Below are 15,478 nucleotides of genomic sequence, written 5' to 3' on the forward strand. Positions count from 1 at the left end.
CTCACAAAAGATTACTATACTGTAACAAATTATTCCCTGGTACGCTGTAAAATAAATTAACCAGTACAAGTTGAAAAAATATTGCAGAATAAACCACTGGAACACATAGAAAAGTAAAAGTATACTGTTTTTTGTATAAGACCCGTGCATAATTCAAAAGTTATGACCGGGTCTTTTTTGTCCGGCAGGTATTTTTCTTAAAAAATATTCCGGTATCCGGAGCGGACAAAAGGTATGGTGCGTCTAATAAGTGAAAGCTACCAAGGAAGGAGGCAGTACATGTATTTCCTTTCGGTACCAAAGGACAATGGCATGGATCAGGGTAAACCGGATATTGATGCGGAAATCGAAAGATTGATGAACAGCTTCGGAAACGATGTACTCAGAACTTCGTACATGTATCTGAAGGACTTGCAAAAAGCTGAGGACGCCTTTCAGGAGGTATTCTGCAAGATTTACAAAAAATACGGCAGCTTCAGGGGCGACAGCAGTGAAAAAACCTGGATTATAAGAATTACAATCAATGTCTGCAAGGATATATTGAGAAGTTCCTGGATTAAAAGAGTTTTGCTTACTGACAAAATAGGAGCACAAAATGGTTTGTCCGACGTAGAAGGCAAAATTATCAAGGAAGATGAAAACAGACGTCTGTTTGCTGAGGTAACCTCCCTTCCCCAAAACTATAAGGAGGTAATTCTACTTTATTATTATCATGATTTTGATACGGCAGAGATAAGTAAAATCTTAAAAATAGCAGAGGGGACCGTTAGAAGCCGGCTTCACAGAGGACGGGAAATCTTAAAAGGCAAATTGGGAGGAGGTATTGTGTCAGGTGGATGATATTAAGGACTTTAGAAGTATTTCAGACCGGATCATGAAGGATATTGTCATGACTCCGGAACTTAAGGAGAAAACTCTCAAGAGATGCAAAAGAAAAAATTATAAGCCGGTTATGGGTGTTTTGGCTCCGGCAGCCTGTGTTGTCCTCCTTATAGCAACAATGGCAGCTATGGGCCGGTTTCCCTGGAGCAGCAGCACAGTGCCGGAAAGAAGTTCGGAAGTTTCTTTTGTGATGGAAGCCGCACCGGGGGAGGAGAAACAGCCCCAGGTTAACGCGGGGGACGTTTTAAAATCGGCCCAGGCAGGGGAGCAGGTCGGGTATGAATCGGCCGAAGAGGCCAGGAAAGCCTTTGGAGACAACCTGCTGATACCCGGCTATACCCCGGAGGGTTTTGTGCTTAATTCCATAGCCGGGGTGGAAACAGAACGGCAAAAAGCGGATAGGGTAGTATTCAAATACTCATCAGATAATGCTTCGTTCCTGGTCACAGAGGAAAAAATAAAGACAAGGAATGATTACCCGGGTTTTAAAACTGTTGATATAAATGGTATTCCGGGATATGTAAAAACTGAGAAAATTAAAACCGAAGGGCCAACGGAACAGCAGCGCACAGAGCTTCATTGGTTCAGGAATGAATGCCATTATTCGGTAAAGGGACAAATCAGTGAAGAAGTGGCAGTAAACCTGGCAAAGTCTATGAGATAGCGAGGGTTGGAAATAGTCGGACACTTGGACTAATGCATAATGTTAAATTCAAAATTGTAGAAATTACGGAGGGATAGTTATGATAAGATCAAAATTTGCAAAGGTATTTGTATTAAGTATGTGTTTATCCTTATTTTCAGCGGCAGCCGCAAATGCGGCAGTAAAGGCTGGAGGTCAGCCAGGAGCTGCGGATGGAGGAGGCAGCGTGGGAACGACCATGATTTCGGTCGATCCGGATCAGCCGGTATCCAGTCCTGTAATCATAAGTGAGGACATATTGAAAAAGCAGAAAGAAATAGATACCTACTTATTTAAAGAGCACATAAAAGAAATAGAGAAAAAAGGGATAACCGTAACCTACACCGCTCCTTTCGAGAGTTATGTGGAAATAGGCATAATGCCTATGAACAATGACAATGCTCAATACCTCTATGGCATATTCGGCAGGGACGGGGTAAAGGTTGTAGAGGGACAGATGATAGCTGCAATGGAAATGCCCCAGGCTGCACCCGACCAGGCAGTACAGGGAAATTCGGCAGGCGCCTCCGGAATGAGCACCGAGCCTTATGCGGCAGGGAATGTTGGCAGCGAGGTAAAAAATGAGGCGGCCCGGGACGCAGCCGGTGACGCTGTGGCATATAAGAATGCCGCTGCACCGAATGAAGCGGAACTGTATACAACAGCCGGTGCAGTAAATGAACCGGCCGAAACAAACACTGCACTTATCGTAACACTTGGTTCTGCGGCAGTGGCAGTAGTTCTGGGCGGAACAGCAATATTGCTCCAAAAAAGAAAACAGGCAGCCAGATAGGCAGTTGTTATGGGATATTGTGGGATATCATATATAAAAAATAAGGGGGGCAGCTGGGAAATCAGCTGCCCCCCTTATTTTTTACCAGTGTATATGAGTATTTGAGTTAAAATATTTTAATAGAATATATAACACATCATATCAAAAAAAATAATATTATGATATTGACAATAGTGTATGACGTACAGTATACTGATAGTGAGGTGATCACATGGAAAGTATGGATGAATTGATAAACTCGCTTATCATAGAACTGAAAAGAGGTACGCTGGTGCTGTCGGTCTTAAGCCAGCTCAATAACCCCGAATACGGTTATTCTCTGGCCCAGAAGCTGGAGGAAAAGAATACTCCTGTTGAAGCAGGTACTCTTTACCCCCTGCTGAGGAGGCTGGAGAAACAAAATCTTTTGTCAAGCCAATGGGATACAAGCGAAAGCCGTCCCAGAAAATTTTATGTGATAAGTGATATGGGAAAAGAAGTTTATGAAAAATTAAAAAAAGAGTGGAGAACTTTGTCTCAACAGCTTGAGGTTTTGTTAAAGGAGGATGAGTTATGAGTCTTATAGAAAGGTATATATTGGCTGTTACCGAAAAGCTGCCGGAAGATATACGCTACGATGTTGCAGAGGAACTCAGGTCCAATATCGAAGATATGCTGCCCGAAAATGCAGCGGAGAGTGAGATAAGAGAGGTTCTGGAAAGGTTAGGGAATCCTGCAAGGCTGGCACAGGAATACAATCCCACCAAGAGATACCTGATTGGCCCTGCACTTTACGACAGCTATTTTTCAGTGCTCAAGACCGTTGTGAGTATTGTGGTGGCTGTAGTTCTGTGGATTACGGTACTGGACTGGGTGTTTAAGGGAACGGTTGACTTTGACCAGGTGGAGTTATGGAAGAAATTATTTACCGATTCGATTGAGGCAGCTCTCTCAGGAGGTTTGCAGGCCGCTTTATGGGTTACTGTCGTGTTTGCAATAATGGAGAGAAGCGGAGTCAGCCAAAACGAACTGCCCTTTGCCAAAAAGAAGTGGTCGCTTGATGAGCTGCCAACCGCTCCGGTCTCAAAAAAAGCTGTAATATCCAGGGGTGAAATTATTGTAGCAATGTTCTTTACCATACTTTTTACCGCCTTGCTGTATTTAAAGCCCCAGCTCATTGCGGTATACATCAATGACCCGGCTAAAACGGAAGCTATCCCGCTGTTCAACACAGACAGGCTCCATGTATATATCCCCGCGGTTTTACTGCTGGCTCTGGTACAGTTGTGTGTGGCCGTCTGGAAGTTCGTTCAGAGAAGATGGACTGTTCCGCTGGCTGTGGCTGAGACGGTTCAAGGTATTGCAGGCAGCTTCCTGGTAATTGTGATGTTTAATGACAGGCAGCTGTTTAACCGGGATTTCTTCAGTAAAATTGCGGATATGATGAAGATGCCGGTTTCACAGGTAATACACAACTGGTTCTGGGCAACGATGATTATTACAGTTGTCATATTTGCGGGTATAACCATCTGGCACAGCGTATCAGTGTTTAATAAATGTAAAAAGTAAGGTTATTCAACACCCTTAAGTGAGCTGACCATATCAATCCGCTTTATTTTTCCGGAAAACACAAAGCTGACCAATACAGAGAGTACAAATGTAATTATTGTACTTGTAATAATATTAAATCCGGTTATTATGCACATCATGTCGAAGCTGTCGCCCATAAATGAAAGCATTAGGAGTATAAGCCATTTTCCCAGGAAAAACCCCGGAACAATACCTGTTACCGTAAGCCAGATATTCTGGGTCAAAAGCAGGTGACGGATCTTTTTGGACTGAAAGCCGATAACTTTCAGTGTGGCAAGCTCTCTCAACCTCTCTGTAAAAGACAGGACCCCCAGGTTGTAAAGCACTACCACGGCCAATAAAACTGCTCCGGTGATGAGAATATACACCATGATATTCATGGCTTTTGCCATAGTTTCATAGCTTTTGGTCAGATCGCTCTTTGACCATTTGCTTTCGACACCCTCCGGAAGGGTGCCCACATTCCGGCCTGTTATTACGGCAGTGGGGGTAAAAGCAAACCCCGATTTCTCCAACAGCTCTCTGGTCAGAGTGATTCCCTGGGATACTGGAGAACGGTAAACCGCTCCTATTTCACCGGTGACCCATTTTTCCTGACCGTAAATGTGCCAGGATACCCTGTCTCCTGCTTTTACTCCCAGCAGCTCCGACATTTTATAACTTATTGATATCCTGTCTGAAGGCAATTCCATAAATTTCCGTCCGGCGTCGGTGTATTTGATAAGGGAAACCCGGTCTGTCACCATAATTTCCCCGGACTTCTTTATACCGTTTGCCTTTACTTCAACTGATCCTTCCATAAGCGCCTGACCGCCGGTTTCCTTCAGGACGGAGGCCGCAGTGCCTTCGGATATGCCCTCTGAGAGGGAGAGCTTGGTGGAAAAGCGGTACAGGTCACTGTACTGCCAGTGAACGACGTCAGACAGGGTGTCCTGCAGGCCGAAGGCGCATACCATGAGGGCGGTGCAGCCCAGGACGCCAACCACAGCCATGATTGAGCGGAGCTTGCTTCTGAGGATATCTCTGAGATTCCACTGGGCATTAAAGCCCAGTCCGGCCCAGAAGGCAGTATTTTCATAAGCTCCCTGTTTCATGGCCTTCGGTGCTTTGGGCCTGAGCGTCTGGGAAGGGGTATCCCTTAAATTACTGCGGCAGGCCCAATACGTTGTCAGAGTGCAGAGCAGTACTGTGACCAGGGCCATTGTAAAAAACAGGGGAGACATGGAGGGCTTCCATTCGGGAAGGGTATAAGTGATCTGCATCGTACCGTAAAAAAGCCTGGGAAGGGTCAGAGGCCCCATTATGGCACCTGTTACCGCCCCTGCAAGGGAAAGCCAGAAGCCGTAGGAAATATAGTGCAAGAGAATAGTCCTCTTCTGGAAACCAAGAGCTTTCAGGGTACCTATCTGTGTCCTCTGGTTATTTACCATTCTGGTCATGGTTGTCAGGATGGTGAGGAGGGCTATTGCAAGGAACACTACCGGAAATACCGAACCCATTGCCTTGTGCTGCTGTATTTCATTATAGAACATGGAACAGCTCCCGAAGTTGTCCCTGTCCAGGTATACACTGTAATGTCCGTTGAGAGCGGAGTTTATTCTGTCCTCCAGTAAAGCATCGGGAGTTTTACCGGTGGTGATCAGAAGTTCGGTATAGACCATTTTCATTTGTTTCGGAAAGGCTGAGACCGGCAGATATGCAAAACCGTAGTTTGCGTGGTTGGGGACAATGTCATTGCCTCCTGTGGAATATACATATTCCGGGCTGAGTACCGTCCCCAGTATTTTTTTCTCAAGCTTTACGCCAAAAGCCGTAACAGTAACAGTATCACCTGTCTTCAGGTGTCTGGCTCCTGCAAACTGGTCGTCCAGCCATATTCCGTCCTTTTGGGCCGAGAAATCCTCGCCGGTGACTCTATAGGTTTTTGATATGTTATTTTTTTCAATAAAGTGCAGCGTTACGGAGGGACTGTTGTCAAGAACGGCCACGGCTTCCAGAGACAGCCGCCTCTGTACCTGTGATACTCCGTCCACCTTTGAGACGGCTTCAACCTCCTCCTCTGAAAAATTATTACCGTAAATCCATACATCTGCAAGATTGGTGTCCTGATAATATTTGTTGGAGGTTTGCTGCAAACCGTACCATTCTCCGCCTACACCGGCGTAAATGAAAACTCCGAGAAAGGCCATCAGGAATATGGAGATAAACTGGGTCTTGTTGTGCTTCATGTCTCTCAGCATTTTTTTGATCAGCATCACCAGTTCACCTCACTTACAGCAAGGGGAGCTTCATTTACCGTAATATCCCTCACTTTGCCGTTTTTCAGCCGGATCACCCTGTCGGCTGCCTGGGCCAGAGCCGCATTATGCGTCACTATGATAACGGTTTTGTTCCGCTCCCGGCTCATCTTCTGGAGCAGGGACAATATGACGATGCCTGTTTCGCTGTCCAGGGCACCGGTGGGTTCGTCGCACAGCAGCATGGTAGGGTTTTTGCAGACGGCTCTGGCTATGGACACTCTCTGCTGCTCGCCGCCCGAAAGCTGTGTAGGAAATTTTCTCAGGTGTTCCTCCAGCCCGACGGAGGTTAAAACCTCTGAGGCGTCCAGCGGCGATTTTACCACATGTCTTATAAGTGATACATTTTCAAGTGCTGTCAAAGTAGGTATGAGGTTGTAAAACTGAAATACGAAGCCCACGTTTTCGGCACGGTAGTTTGTTAGCTGCCTTTCGTCAAATCCGGCAATATTCCGGCCGTTGATAATTATTTCTCCCGAGGTGGCAAAATCCATTCCTCCCAAAAGATTCAACACAGTCGATTTACCCGCCCCGCTGGGTCCAAGTATTACAACAAACTCCCCTTCATTGATGGAAAAGGTCACATTATCTGCGGCAAGCAGTTTCTTTGAGCCCATGTCATATTCTTTAACAACATTTTTAAATTGAACAAGTGAATTCATAATACCCCCTAAAAGCTAATCAACAAATGTAATAAAGTATGTATTTTAATTAATATTTAAATAAACCTGAAATATATTTCATATTTAGTATATTATTTTAGGATTTACAAGTCAATAAAATATGAAATTTATTTCAGGTTTTGTATATGGACTGGAATATATAAATAATGAAATGTGAAACTAATTTCAGGTTTAGAAGTTGCATAACAGATTTTTATAAAATATAATTAAGTGTATGATTTGATGAAACGGAGATGAAAGACAAGCATGGGCAGTTCCGATATCAGGGAACCAAAACAAAAGCGTTCCATTGAAAAAAAGAAAAAGATCGTAGAAGCCGGCTTTAAGCTTTTTTGCGAGAAGGGTTATTATAATACAAATACCGCTGAGATTGCAAAGGAGGCAGGGGTTTCGACTGGAATCGTATACAATTATTTCCAGGACAAAAAAGATATTTTTATTGCGGCAGTGAGATTTTATGCCGAGGGAATGACCGGCCAGCTTTATAAGAACCTTCAGGAATTAAAGGAGCCTCTTGACCTGACGGCTACACTTGATCAGTTAATTGATATTTTTGTGAATTCCCATACCCTGTCAAAGGAAGCCCATGAGGAAATGCTGGCCATGTCCCATACCGATGAGGATGTCAGGGCATACTTCTATGAATTTGAGATGACAACGACCGGCACTATCGTGGAGCTCATGTCACAGCGCGGCATTACGCCCACCAATGCCCAGGAAAAAGTTCACATAGCAATGGGGCTGATAGAAAATTTTTGTCATGAAATTGTTTACCATAAACATGAGTTTATGAACTACGGGATTATGAAACAGGAAATTATCCGGACCATAGTAATAATGATGGACAATTAACCTCCTTTACCGGCCTTATGGCGGGTAGGGAAGTGAATGAATACCATAACTGTTTTGCTGTACGCTGTTGCGGACCAAAGCATACGTCTTGGGGGAATGCGGCGGTTGCCCGGTACTAGCACAATATGCAGAATATTGTACTACATGCTTTTTATTACCGAGTCCAGCAGCCCCGGAAACTTTTGTTCCAGTTCGGTATATCTTATTGACAGAAACCTCTGTTTACCTTCTATCCGCACATTAATAAGCCCTGATTCCCTGAGAACTTTAAAATGGTGTGACAGGGCGGATTTGGGAAGATCAATATTGCAGTAGCCGCAGGTGGTTTCATTTTTGTGTGCAAGGTTTTTAATTATCTGAAGGCGAATTGGATCTCCTAAAGCATTTAAAACAGTTGATAAGCATATCTGATCTATATTTGGGTGAAATAATTCTCTCAATATTCTACCTCCCTTCGAACGCTGTCTCGGGCAGCCGATTTGTCGATTTTATACATAATTCTATTGAATTATAACATACAATATGATATATTGGAATAGTTCAATGATTGTTGAACTATCGAACAATGTATATCATATATTTTTAACATGCCGGTCAAAATTATGTACTTTTATAAAGTATAGTTATTTACCGGCAGATTGTAAACCATGTTTATACAAATTATGCAAAATGCAAAGCTAGGAGAAGCTTTTATGAGGGATGTCCTGGAAATTATAAAGAGCAGGAGAAGTGTAAGAAAATATAAACCTGAGCAAATCAGTCAGGAAAGTTTGGAGAAAATAATCGAGGCTGGAATATATGCCCCAACGGCACATAACCAGCAGCCCTGGCATTTTACAGTTATTCAGAATACCGAACTTCTTGACAGGATAAACAGCTATGTCAGGGAAGAGATGTGTAAATCCGACTCCGACTGGATTAAAAAGATGGGATCAAAGCCTGATTTTAAAGTAACTTACGATGCTCCCACTCTTATCATAGTATCTGCAAGACAGGATGCAATGGCATGGAGGGTAGATTGTGCCGCAGCCATTGAAAATATGCTGATTGCAGCTGAGAGTATGGATATCGGTTCGGTTTGGCTTGGTCTGATGAGGTTTTATTTTGCCAATGGGGATGAGGTGGCGAAACTTGGCATACCCCAGGGCTATGAACCGTATTACGGCGTGTCTTTTGGCTATAAGGCCCATAAACGGGTTCAGCCGGCTCCCGAAAGAAATCCGGATGTCGTAAATTATATATAAGTTATATATAAATAAAGAGTAAAGGAGTTTTTTATGAAAGTAATAGCTATCAACGGAAGCCCCAGAAAAAGCTGGAATACGGCTACTATACTTAAAAATGCCCTTGATGGCGCAAAAGCCGGAGGAGCGGAGACTGAGCTCATAAATCTTTATGATTACAATTACAAGGGGTGCATCAGCTGTTTTGCCTGTAAGTTGAAGGGAGGAAAAAGCTTTGGCAGCTGTGCGCTGGAGGATGATTTAAAGCCCATCCTGTCTAAAATCGAGGAAGCGGATGCCGTCTTTCTTGGTTCCCCTATTTATTACGGTTCAACTACCGGCATGTTCAGGTCTTTCCTTGAAAGATTGATGTTCCAGTACATGCAGTATGATAAAGGGTATACAAGTCTGCGCAGGAAAAAAGTTCCTGCAGGGCTGATATATACAATGAATGTTGACGAAGAACGTTTGAAATTACTTTACGAATCACATCTGAAAGTGGCAGAAAATGCATTAAACAGGATTTTGGGCCAATGTGAAACACTTTATGTTACTGACACTTACCAGTTTGAGGATTACTCAAAATATGAAACCTCCGGGATGGACCAGGCGGCAAAGGCAAAGAGAAGACAGGAGGTTTTCCCCGAGGACTGCAAAAAGGCATTTGAAATGGGTCTTAAATTCACCGGTGACCATCAATTATAAATTTTAAAAATTAAATAATAAATTTGTGATTGGGCAATGCTTTCTGTGGGTATCTAATTTTAGAAAAAATGTTTAGAGATATAATATCCTTTATATTGTTAAAACTAATATTTATTATAGCAAACCTGTGAAGGAGGTGAAGAAATGATAACAAAGGACTGGTCAATAACCGACATAGTAGAAAAATACCCCGAAACTGCCGACGTATTATTAAATCACGGCATGCACTGCTTTGGATGCATGGCTGCACGATTTGAAAATATAGAACAGGGAGCTCTTGCACACGGTATTAATGTGGAAGAATTGATGAAGGAATTAAATGCCGCTGCAAAGCAATAACAACAAATAATTTTTTCAAAAATAGGGAACCGGACCGGACATTTAATAGCTGGATCCGGTTTTTTATTTTTCTGTTTCCTGTCAGCCGATACTGCCGGATCAGCCTGCCATTCCAAGTATGGCACCTGATATGAAAGGTATCAGCCATATGACCCAGACGAAAATACTGAATTTGTGAAAGCTTGACTTTGCCCGTTCGTCATTTCTGATCAGAACATAGGTTGCCCACAGGGCGTGCACCAGCATCAAAATTATAGCCAGAAGTCCGGTTATTCCGTGAAAATTAAATTTGAAGCCGCCCTGGGCCAATTCACTCATAAGGCTTGTCCCCAGGGTGTCAAAGGCCAGTCCTGTCCAGAATATTACAAGGTGCCATTTTTTCAGGGTTCCCTGGAGCTTTTCACTCCACACGCCAATTGAATAAAAAACCAGCGCAAGATTGATGGCAATTACAGCATATAGCAGCATGAGTTCCTCCCAGGATTAATATTTTTACTGCAACGGGTAAATTTAAACAGGTATTGTATTCAATTCCCATATTGAATAATATGTGTAATATAAACAAAACTATCAGTAACTGATATTGGCATTATTTCATTTGTTGGCGTTTCGGTCAACCATACGGAGGGGAAAGATGGATCAAAATTTAAATACCGAAATTCTTGATAAGATTACCAAGGTTTGTATTTGTAAAGCAATCCCGAGAGCTGCCATCAAAAAAACGATAAAAGCAGGAGCAAAAACCCTGAGGGAGGTACAGGCGGCCACAGGAGCGGGAAGCGGCCCCTGCGGCGGAAAGCGCTGCACCGTGAAAATATTGGAACTGTTGGAAGCGGAAGCTTCGGAAGATACTAAGTGACCATCTCAGTCTCCCCGCTTTCTATCCAACAGCAGATTATAGGTTAAGCCGGCCAGCACTAAAATTCCTCCAATGATCTTGCCGGCCGAAATATCGCCGCTTATAAAATAATCTATTAATATACCGGCAAAAAGCTGGCCGATAAAGATCAGAAGGGTTAAATAAAAGGCGGGGACTCTCGGAGTGGTGAAATTTGACAAAATAATCACTATAACCCCTAATAGTCCTCCGGTACAGGCCCATACGGGTATTGTACCGAATTTGGCCGGCTGTAAGTTTACAGCCTCCCTGCTGATGAGCAGGAACACAAATGAAAAGGTCAGGCCCGTAATGTAATTGAAAAAAGTACTTTGTAAAGTGCCGATCCTTGAAGCCAGGGCAGCATTGATAATTCTTGCCACCACAATGGACACGCCTGCCAGGACCGAAATGACCATATAAAACATTGATGTACCTCCATTTATAAAAATGCCATAACAAGGATGCCTGCAAAAATTATTGCCAAACCCATGAATTTCTTTTTTTCAAACCTTATTTTTTTCATCTGGAACAATCCGAAATGGTCTATTACAAGAGAGGCCAACAGCTGACCGAACAAACCCAGGGCCAGCGGCAAAGAGACCCCGAGGGCCGCGTAACCCATATTGTTGAATAAAACCGTAAATATTCCAATGGTTCCCGCGCTATATAAATATAACGGTATCCCTTTCAGTTTAAAGCGGAAAGCCTTACCAGGCAGCATTGCAATAATTATTCCAAGCAGCCCCACCAGATGAATGATAACCACCGCAGTATAGTTGCCCGAAGCAGCCGACAGGGTTCCGTTAATCATTATCATCACTGAAATCAGTACACCGATAAATAAAGAAACCGAATTATACATTTTAACTTCTGAACCTCCCAGGGCTTATTCTATTTGATGACGGATTACAAATGTGACAAATCCATCACCGCATTTTATTTAAATACACACTAAATTTAACATGCCCAGGTTGAATATTGGTATGACATATGTCATAGTAAATATGTAGATTTTAATATTTTTGTTTTTAAAAGGATGAAGGGTTATGAGAAAGATATCCGATAAGCTTTTGATTGACAGGTATATAAACAAATATCATATTGATGAGGTTTTTACCAAAGATATGAAATCTCACATGGAGCTCCTTTTCTATAGAAAAAATGAATATATGTTCAAGGAGGGGGAGCCCATTGAATATCTGCTTTTTATAGTAGAGGGCAAAGCCAAGGTTTTTACTACGGTCAGCAACGGAAAGTCCCTGCTGCTGTGTTTTTATCCCGAATCAAGGGTGCTTGGGGATATTGAAATTTTTGAAGGCATAACCGCCACCACCAATGTCCAGGCAATTGAAGACAGCTACTGCATTGGCATATCCAGGGAAAATGTGACAATCCACCTTTTGAACGATTCCAAATTTCTGAGGTTTATTTGCAGCTCTCTGGGGCAAAAGCTTAACAGGTGTGCAAAAAACAGTGCCATAAATTTACTTTATTCCCTTGAAAACAGATTGGCAAGCTACATCCTGGCGGCAAGCGAGGTTTCAGGCAAAAACGGTTCAAGGCTGTTAACCTTTAATGAAAACCTGTCCGAGCTGTCCGAGCTCCTTGGGACCAGCTACAGGCATTTGCACAGGGCTCTTAACAGCCTTTGCGGCAAAGGGGTTATCAGAAAGCTGGCCAGTGGGTATGAAATAACCGATCCTGCTGAGATAAGGAGGCTTGCCGCCGATCTGTATAATTGAGAGGAAAACAGGAGTATGATATCGGACTGCTGTTGATCCTCGGGGTTTATATCAGAAAGATTATCCCGAAATAGATGATAAGCAGGGATAATCCAATGGGAAGTCCTGTTTTAGCCCATTCCCTGCTCTTTATGCCAAGCTTGCCTGCTGAAATGATGTTTGGAATGTTTCCGGGTATCAGCATGCCGCCGCTTAAAAGAAGTCCCATCAGGATTGCCTGTATCTGCTTGAGGCTCATGGCCGGACTTATTTCTGCCGCAGCCATGGTGGCGTTATCCAGGACGGCCGAAGACATATTGATCCAGTATAGAATACGGCTGTCAAGCTGTATGATATATGTGTTTATAAGGGGCTTAAAGCCTGAACCCAGCAGCTCCAGTGCAATTACGAACAGAAATATTTTAAGGGCCCGGACAAAAACATCTTTAAGACTCTCAGCCTGAACTAAATTCTCCTCTTCAATACCAATGGTTACATCTTCTTCATTGACTGCGGAAGCCGCTTCTTTCCGTCCGGCAATAAAAGCTCCCAAAAGTGCCAGGGCTATTACTCCGGGTATCACATATATTCCTATATTCCGGGTAAGGTAGAAGAAATCGGCCTTTAATGCCGAGACCACAATTGTTGACAGAGGTTCGCCTATGGGGGTTAAGGCAGCCCCCAGGCCTATTGAAAAACAGGCTACAATGGTCAGAAGTACCTTACGGCCATGTTTCACAGGCAGGGCATGAACAATTTCCACCAGAATCAATGCGGCAATGATAGCGGTAATAAAGCTTGATAATAAACCTAAAACAAGTATCAATAAAAAAATGAATAGTGGTAAAGGTATTCTGGTTGTGGCAAAAATTACAAATTCATTTATTTTTTTTACTGAGATCCTGAATATCAAGCCTGCTATGAGTACGGCGACAGTTATGAAATATAAAAGATAATTCATAAATATATGTTCTGCCAGTTCCAGTGATAGTGATCCTGATATAATTGCTGCCGACAGCCCCATAACCAGAAGAAAATATTCAAGGTTATGCTCAATCTTCCGAAAAGCAAAGGGCAGTACCAAAATAAGTACCAATACTATAATTAATCCTGTAATCAATTAACCGACCTCCGAAAAGTATTTCCAAACAGTTCATTTGTGTATATGATTATTGCATAACAAGAACTTCTATTTCATAACATTTGCAACTATGAAAATTATTATTAATGCAATTGCCAGGTATCCTAAAATAAAAAATAAGTACCTTTTCATATTGTCCATAACTACACCTCCCAAATTCAGATTTTTCCAGCAAAAAAGGGTGGAAAGCCCGTTATAAAACGGACTTCCCACCCCAGAAGCCTTTAGTCATCTTGAAAGCAAAAACATTTTGCCCAACCGAAAACCAACAGTATCAAATTGTTTTTATTATAACATCATAAATGATATGGTTCAAGCAGAATAGTTTTTGGTTATATTTTCAATCTGTTGACTATAAAGAACAAATGATTTATTATATAGATAGTAATTTACTAAATTACTAAACTAGTAAGAGGATTGAGCAGGGAAATAAAAATATTATGATAAGGGGTTAAGTTTGAATGAACTGATTCACCCTTGGAATGGGAGATGTTATGAAAATACCTACAACTTTAAAACATAAGCCTGTAATAGTGTCTGAAAACTATGAAAATGTGGATGGAAGATATGCCTATAAAACCGATGCAAAAGGTCTTTCGCTTGGTCTGGCTCAATGGAATGACCGGGGAAAGGTTGATATTTCAGCAAAGGTATGGAGATATACCGGGGAAAAATGGTCCAGGCAGTCGGAGGAACTCCCTTTGCACCGCGTTCTGGACCTGGCCATTCTGGTAGCAAGGACCAAACTTTACTTCAGGGAGGACTCCTATAGATATCCAAAGCTCTATGATCCGGAAAAGCCGGTAGTTGACAGGGTGGGCATGCAGGGAGATGCCATGACGGTGTCTGTTTGTACTGAAAATGAAAGGATCGACGAGGATATCAAGCTGTTCAGTCAGGCTTTGAGTGATGATGATGAGATGATTGGCGAACGGCTGTGTTCCCTTTCAAGAATTTTAAAGGAGATGGGTTATTAATATGGATAAGGCCAGAAAAAAAGAGCTCCAGCAGCAATACATGCAGGCAAAGCATCCGATGGGCGTATTTATCATACGGTCAAAGGTGAACAACAAGTGTTATATACAATCCACACCGGATCTCAGAGGCGTAATGAACGGTGCATATGTGAGGCTGGACGGAGGCAGGCATCCCAATAAGGAGCTGCAAAAGGAATGGAATGAATACGGTGCAGGCAGCTTCGAAATTGAAATATTGGAACAACTGCAATATGATGAAAAAGACGAAGAAAAAAGCGACTATTCCGAGGAACTGGCCCTGCTGCAAATGATATGGGAGGAGAAGCTGGCAGGCCGGAATATGGAGTTTTATAAGAAACGGATCACCTGATTTCAGACAGGCCGACTCCTTGCAGATTTTGTCACCCTGGTATTGACTTTGGCATATTATGTTAACATAAAACTGTAAAGGAGTTGATTTTTTTGGCGGGAATACCAGTATTCCAGGACACTCCAGATAACCTGAAATCGTTGCAATACGGTTTTGACGGGACAACAGTACGAACCTTAAAGCTTGATACCAGCGGCAGACAGATTATCACCACCGATGTGGGAACCTCGATTGAAGTGACAGCAACAGATCTGGATATAAGGAATTTATCAAACACCCAGGACAATATAGTAGTCTATGGTAATGACGGCACCGACAACAGGGCGTTGAAGACCGATGCAAGCGGAAGACAGGTAATAGCCAC

General features: G+C 42.8%; 20 protein-coding genes, 1 pseudogene and 1 other annotated feature. Of the genes and pseudogenes, 14 read left to right on the top strand and 7 right to left on the bottom strand.

Annotated elements, in window-relative coordinates; genetic code table 11:
- Positions 1 to 279: 279 nt before the first annotated feature.
- From T344_RS0122765 to T344_RS0122785, 5 genes are all read left to right on the top strand, one after another.
- Positions 280 to 840 (top strand): sigma-70 family RNA polymerase sigma factor, encoded by a 561-nt coding sequence (locus T344_RS0122765; protein WP_207641869.1) that lies wholly within the window; start codon positions 280 to 282, stop codon positions 838 to 840.
- Positions 833 to 1,546, top strand: a complete 714-nt coding sequence (locus T344_RS0122770; protein ID WP_027630615.1) for a DUF4367 domain-containing protein — start codon at positions 833 to 835, stop codon at positions 1,544 to 1,546. Before T344_RS0122765 ends, T344_RS0122770 begins: the two co-directional genes overlap by 8 nt.
- Before the next feature lie 79 nt (positions 1,547 to 1,625).
- Positions 1,626 to 2,357: a hypothetical protein gene (locus T344_RS30070; RefSeq protein ID WP_027630616.1), complete on the top strand. Its 732-nt coding sequence runs from the start codon at positions 1,626 to 1,628 to the stop codon at positions 2,355 to 2,357.
- A gap of 211 nt (positions 2,358 to 2,568) precedes the next feature.
- The gene (locus tag T344_RS0122780) at positions 2,569 to 2,913 is read left to right on the top strand and encodes a PadR family transcriptional regulator (protein ID WP_034862831.1); all 345 of its coding nucleotides are present in this window, start codon (positions 2,569 to 2,571) and stop codon (positions 2,911 to 2,913) included.
- The gene (locus tag T344_RS0122785) at positions 2,910 to 3,905 is read left to right on the top strand and encodes an HAAS signaling domain-containing protein (RefSeq protein ID WP_027630618.1); all 996 of its coding nucleotides are present in this window, start codon (positions 2,910 to 2,912) and stop codon (positions 3,903 to 3,905) included. The genes T344_RS0122780 and T344_RS0122785 overlap by 4 nt, the downstream gene beginning before the upstream one ends.
- 2 nt (positions 3,906 to 3,907) lie before the next feature.
- Here T344_RS0122785 and T344_RS0122790 read toward each other — a convergent pair whose 3' ends face one another.
- Both T344_RS0122790 and T344_RS0122795 read right to left on the bottom strand, forming a co-directional pair.
- Complete coding sequence (locus tag T344_RS0122790) at positions 3,908 to 6,181, bottom strand: ABC transporter permease (RefSeq protein ID WP_027630619.1); 2,274 nt, start codon at positions 6,179 to 6,181, stop codon at positions 3,908 to 3,910.
- Complete coding sequence (locus T344_RS0122795) at positions 6,181 to 6,885, bottom strand: ABC transporter ATP-binding protein (protein ID WP_027630620.1); 705 nt, start codon at positions 6,883 to 6,885, stop codon at positions 6,181 to 6,183. The genes T344_RS0122790 and T344_RS0122795 overlap by 1 nt, the downstream gene beginning before the upstream one ends.
- A 267-nt stretch (positions 6,886 to 7,152) precedes the next feature.
- Between T344_RS0122795 and T344_RS0122800 the strand changes: the two genes are divergently transcribed.
- Complete coding sequence (locus tag T344_RS0122800; RefSeq protein WP_027630621.1) at positions 7,153 to 7,758, top strand: TetR/AcrR family transcriptional regulator; 606 nt, start codon at positions 7,153 to 7,155, stop codon at positions 7,756 to 7,758.
- A 140-nt stretch (positions 7,759 to 7,898) separates the two neighbouring features.
- On the opposite strand, the gene T344_RS0122805 is transcribed toward T344_RS0122800, so the two are convergent.
- Positions 7,899 to 8,198, bottom strand: a complete 300-nt coding sequence (locus T344_RS0122805; protein WP_004630600.1) for an ArsR/SmtB family transcription factor — start codon at positions 8,196 to 8,198, stop codon at positions 7,899 to 7,901.
- A gap of 252 nt (positions 8,199 to 8,450) precedes the next feature.
- On the opposite strand from T344_RS0122805, the gene T344_RS0122810 reads away from it, so the two are divergent.
- The 3 genes from T344_RS0122810 to T344_RS0122820 all read left to right on the top strand — a co-directional run bounded on the left by T344_RS0122810 (position 8,451) and on the right by T344_RS0122820 (position 10,025).
- Positions 8,451 to 9,002, top strand: a complete 552-nt coding sequence (locus T344_RS0122810) for a nitroreductase family protein (protein WP_027630622.1) — start codon at positions 8,451 to 8,453, stop codon at positions 9,000 to 9,002.
- Between the two features lie 33 nt (positions 9,003 to 9,035).
- On the top strand, positions 9,036 to 9,686 hold the full coding sequence (locus T344_RS0122815) for a flavodoxin family protein (RefSeq protein WP_027630623.1): 651 nt from the start codon (positions 9,036 to 9,038) through the stop codon (positions 9,684 to 9,686).
- A 144-nt stretch (positions 9,687 to 9,830) separates the two neighbouring features.
- Entirely contained in the window at positions 9,831 to 10,025 is a 195-nt protein-coding gene (locus T344_RS0122820) for a DUF1858 domain-containing protein (protein ID WP_004630634.1), read from the top strand.
- A 99-nt stretch (positions 10,026 to 10,124) separates the two neighbouring features.
- Here the strand turns inward: T344_RS0122820 and T344_RS0122825 are convergent, their stop codons facing one another.
- A complete protein-coding gene (locus T344_RS0122825; protein WP_027630624.1) occupies positions 10,125 to 10,493 on the bottom strand; it encodes an HsmA family protein in 369 nt (122 codons plus the stop codon).
- A 166-nt stretch (positions 10,494 to 10,659) separates the two neighbouring features.
- On the opposite strand from T344_RS0122825, the gene T344_RS0122830 reads away from it, so the two are divergent.
- On the top strand, positions 10,660 to 10,884 hold the full coding sequence (locus T344_RS0122830) for a (2Fe-2S)-binding protein (protein WP_027630625.1): 225 nt from the start codon (positions 10,660 to 10,662) through the stop codon (positions 10,882 to 10,884).
- A gap of 5 nt (positions 10,885 to 10,889) precedes the next feature.
- On the opposite strand, the gene T344_RS0122835 is transcribed toward T344_RS0122830, so the two are convergent.
- On the bottom strand, positions 10,890 to 11,330 hold the full coding sequence (locus T344_RS0122835; RefSeq protein ID WP_027630626.1) for a DMT family transporter: 441 nt from the start codon (positions 11,328 to 11,330) through the stop codon (positions 10,890 to 10,892).
- A 14-nt stretch (positions 11,331 to 11,344) separates the two neighbouring features.
- Complete coding sequence (locus T344_RS0122840; protein ID WP_027630627.1) at positions 11,345 to 11,767, bottom strand: DMT family transporter; 423 nt, start codon at positions 11,765 to 11,767, stop codon at positions 11,345 to 11,347.
- Positions 11,768 to 11,951: 184 nt separating this feature from the next.
- On the opposite strand from T344_RS0122840, the gene T344_RS0122845 reads away from it, so the two are divergent.
- Complete coding sequence (locus T344_RS0122845; RefSeq protein ID WP_027630628.1) at positions 11,952 to 12,647, top strand: cyclic nucleotide-binding domain-containing protein; 696 nt, start codon at positions 11,952 to 11,954, stop codon at positions 12,645 to 12,647.
- Positions 12,648 to 12,693: 46 nt separating this feature from the next.
- Here the strand turns inward: T344_RS0122845 and T344_RS0122850 are convergent, their stop codons facing one another.
- The gene (locus tag T344_RS0122850; RefSeq protein ID WP_027630629.1) at positions 12,694 to 13,746 is read right to left on the bottom strand and encodes an SLC13 family permease; all 1,053 of its coding nucleotides are present in this window, start codon (positions 13,744 to 13,746) and stop codon (positions 12,694 to 12,696) included.
- Positions 13,747 to 13,970: 224 nt separating this feature from the next.
- Positions 13,971 to 14,027, bottom strand: a sequence feature (sodium ion sensor (DUF1646 type); this cis-regulatory element may regulate processes involved in with the transportation of sodium ions).
- 234 nt (positions 14,028 to 14,261) lie between these two features.
- Between T344_RS0122850 and T344_RS0122860 the strand changes: the two genes are divergently transcribed.
- From T344_RS0122860 to T344_RS0122870, 3 genes and pseudogenes are all read left to right on the top strand, one after another.
- Complete coding sequence (locus T344_RS0122860) at positions 14,262 to 14,744, top strand: DUF6530 family protein (RefSeq protein WP_027630630.1); 483 nt, start codon at positions 14,262 to 14,264, stop codon at positions 14,742 to 14,744.
- A 1-nt stretch (position 14,745) separates the two neighbouring features.
- Complete coding sequence (locus T344_RS0122865) at positions 14,746 to 15,114, top strand: GIY-YIG nuclease family protein (RefSeq protein ID WP_027630631.1); 369 nt, start codon at positions 14,746 to 14,748, stop codon at positions 15,112 to 15,114.
- Between the two features lie 92 nt (positions 15,115 to 15,206).
- Positions 15,207 to 15,478, top strand: a pseudogene (locus tag T344_RS0122870) (hypothetical protein); the annotation flags it as partial.

It is taken from the genome of Ruminiclostridium cellobioparum DSM 1351 = ATCC 15832 (assembly GCF_000621505.1).
Taxonomy (GTDB): domain Bacteria; phylum Bacillota; class Clostridia; order Acetivibrionales; family DSM-1351; genus Ruminiclostridium; species Ruminiclostridium cellobioparum.

What these genes read in the sequence shown, in the direction of transcription:
- T344_RS0122765 (WP_207641869.1), top strand. Translation starts at nt 280, where the DNA reads ATGTATTTCCTTTCGGTACCAAAGGACAATGGCATGGATCAGGGTAAA.
- T344_RS30070 (WP_027630616.1), top strand. Translation starts at nt 1,626, where the DNA reads ATGATAAGATCAAAATTTGCAAAGGTATTTGTATTAAGTATGTGTTTA.
- T344_RS0122780 (WP_034862831.1), top strand. Translation starts at nt 2,569, where the DNA reads ATGGAAAGTATGGATGAATTGATAAACTCGCTTATCATAGAACTGAAA.
- T344_RS0122785 (WP_027630618.1), top strand. Translation starts at nt 2,910, where the DNA reads ATGAGTCTTATAGAAAGGTATATATTGGCTGTTACCGAAAAGCTGCCG.
- T344_RS0122790 (WP_027630619.1), bottom strand. Translation starts at nt 6,181, where the DNA reads ATGCTGATCAAAAAAATGCTGAGAGACATGAAGCACAACAAGACCCAG.
- T344_RS0122795 (WP_027630620.1), bottom strand. Translation starts at nt 6,885, where the DNA reads ATGAATTCACTTGTTCAATTTAAAAATGTTGTTAAAGAATATGACATG.
- T344_RS0122800 (WP_027630621.1), top strand. Translation starts at nt 7,153, where the DNA reads ATGGGCAGTTCCGATATCAGGGAACCAAAACAAAAGCGTTCCATTGAA.
- T344_RS0122810 (WP_027630622.1), top strand. Translation starts at nt 8,451, where the DNA reads ATGAGGGATGTCCTGGAAATTATAAAGAGCAGGAGAAGTGTAAGAAAA.
- T344_RS0122815 (WP_027630623.1), top strand. Translation starts at nt 9,036, where the DNA reads ATGAAAGTAATAGCTATCAACGGAAGCCCCAGAAAAAGCTGGAATACG.
- T344_RS0122820 (WP_004630634.1), top strand. Translation starts at nt 9,831, where the DNA reads ATGATAACAAAGGACTGGTCAATAACCGACATAGTAGAAAAATACCCC.
- T344_RS0122825 (WP_027630624.1), bottom strand. Translation starts at nt 10,493, where the DNA reads ATGCTGCTATATGCTGTAATTGCCATCAATCTTGCGCTGGTTTTTTAT.
- T344_RS0122830 (WP_027630625.1), top strand. Translation starts at nt 10,660, where the DNA reads ATGGATCAAAATTTAAATACCGAAATTCTTGATAAGATTACCAAGGTT.
- T344_RS0122835 (WP_027630626.1), bottom strand. Translation starts at nt 11,330, where the DNA reads ATGTTTTATATGGTCATTTCGGTCCTGGCAGGCGTGTCCATTGTGGTG.
- T344_RS0122840 (WP_027630627.1), bottom strand. Translation starts at nt 11,767, where the DNA reads ATGTATAATTCGGTTTCTTTATTTATCGGTGTACTGATTTCAGTGATG.
- T344_RS0122845 (WP_027630628.1), top strand. Translation starts at nt 11,952, where the DNA reads ATGAGAAAGATATCCGATAAGCTTTTGATTGACAGGTATATAAACAAA.
- T344_RS0122860 (WP_027630630.1), top strand. Translation starts at nt 14,262, where the DNA reads ATGAAAATACCTACAACTTTAAAACATAAGCCTGTAATAGTGTCTGAA.
- T344_RS0122865 (WP_027630631.1), top strand. Translation starts at nt 14,746, where the DNA reads ATGGATAAGGCCAGAAAAAAAGAGCTCCAGCAGCAATACATGCAGGCA.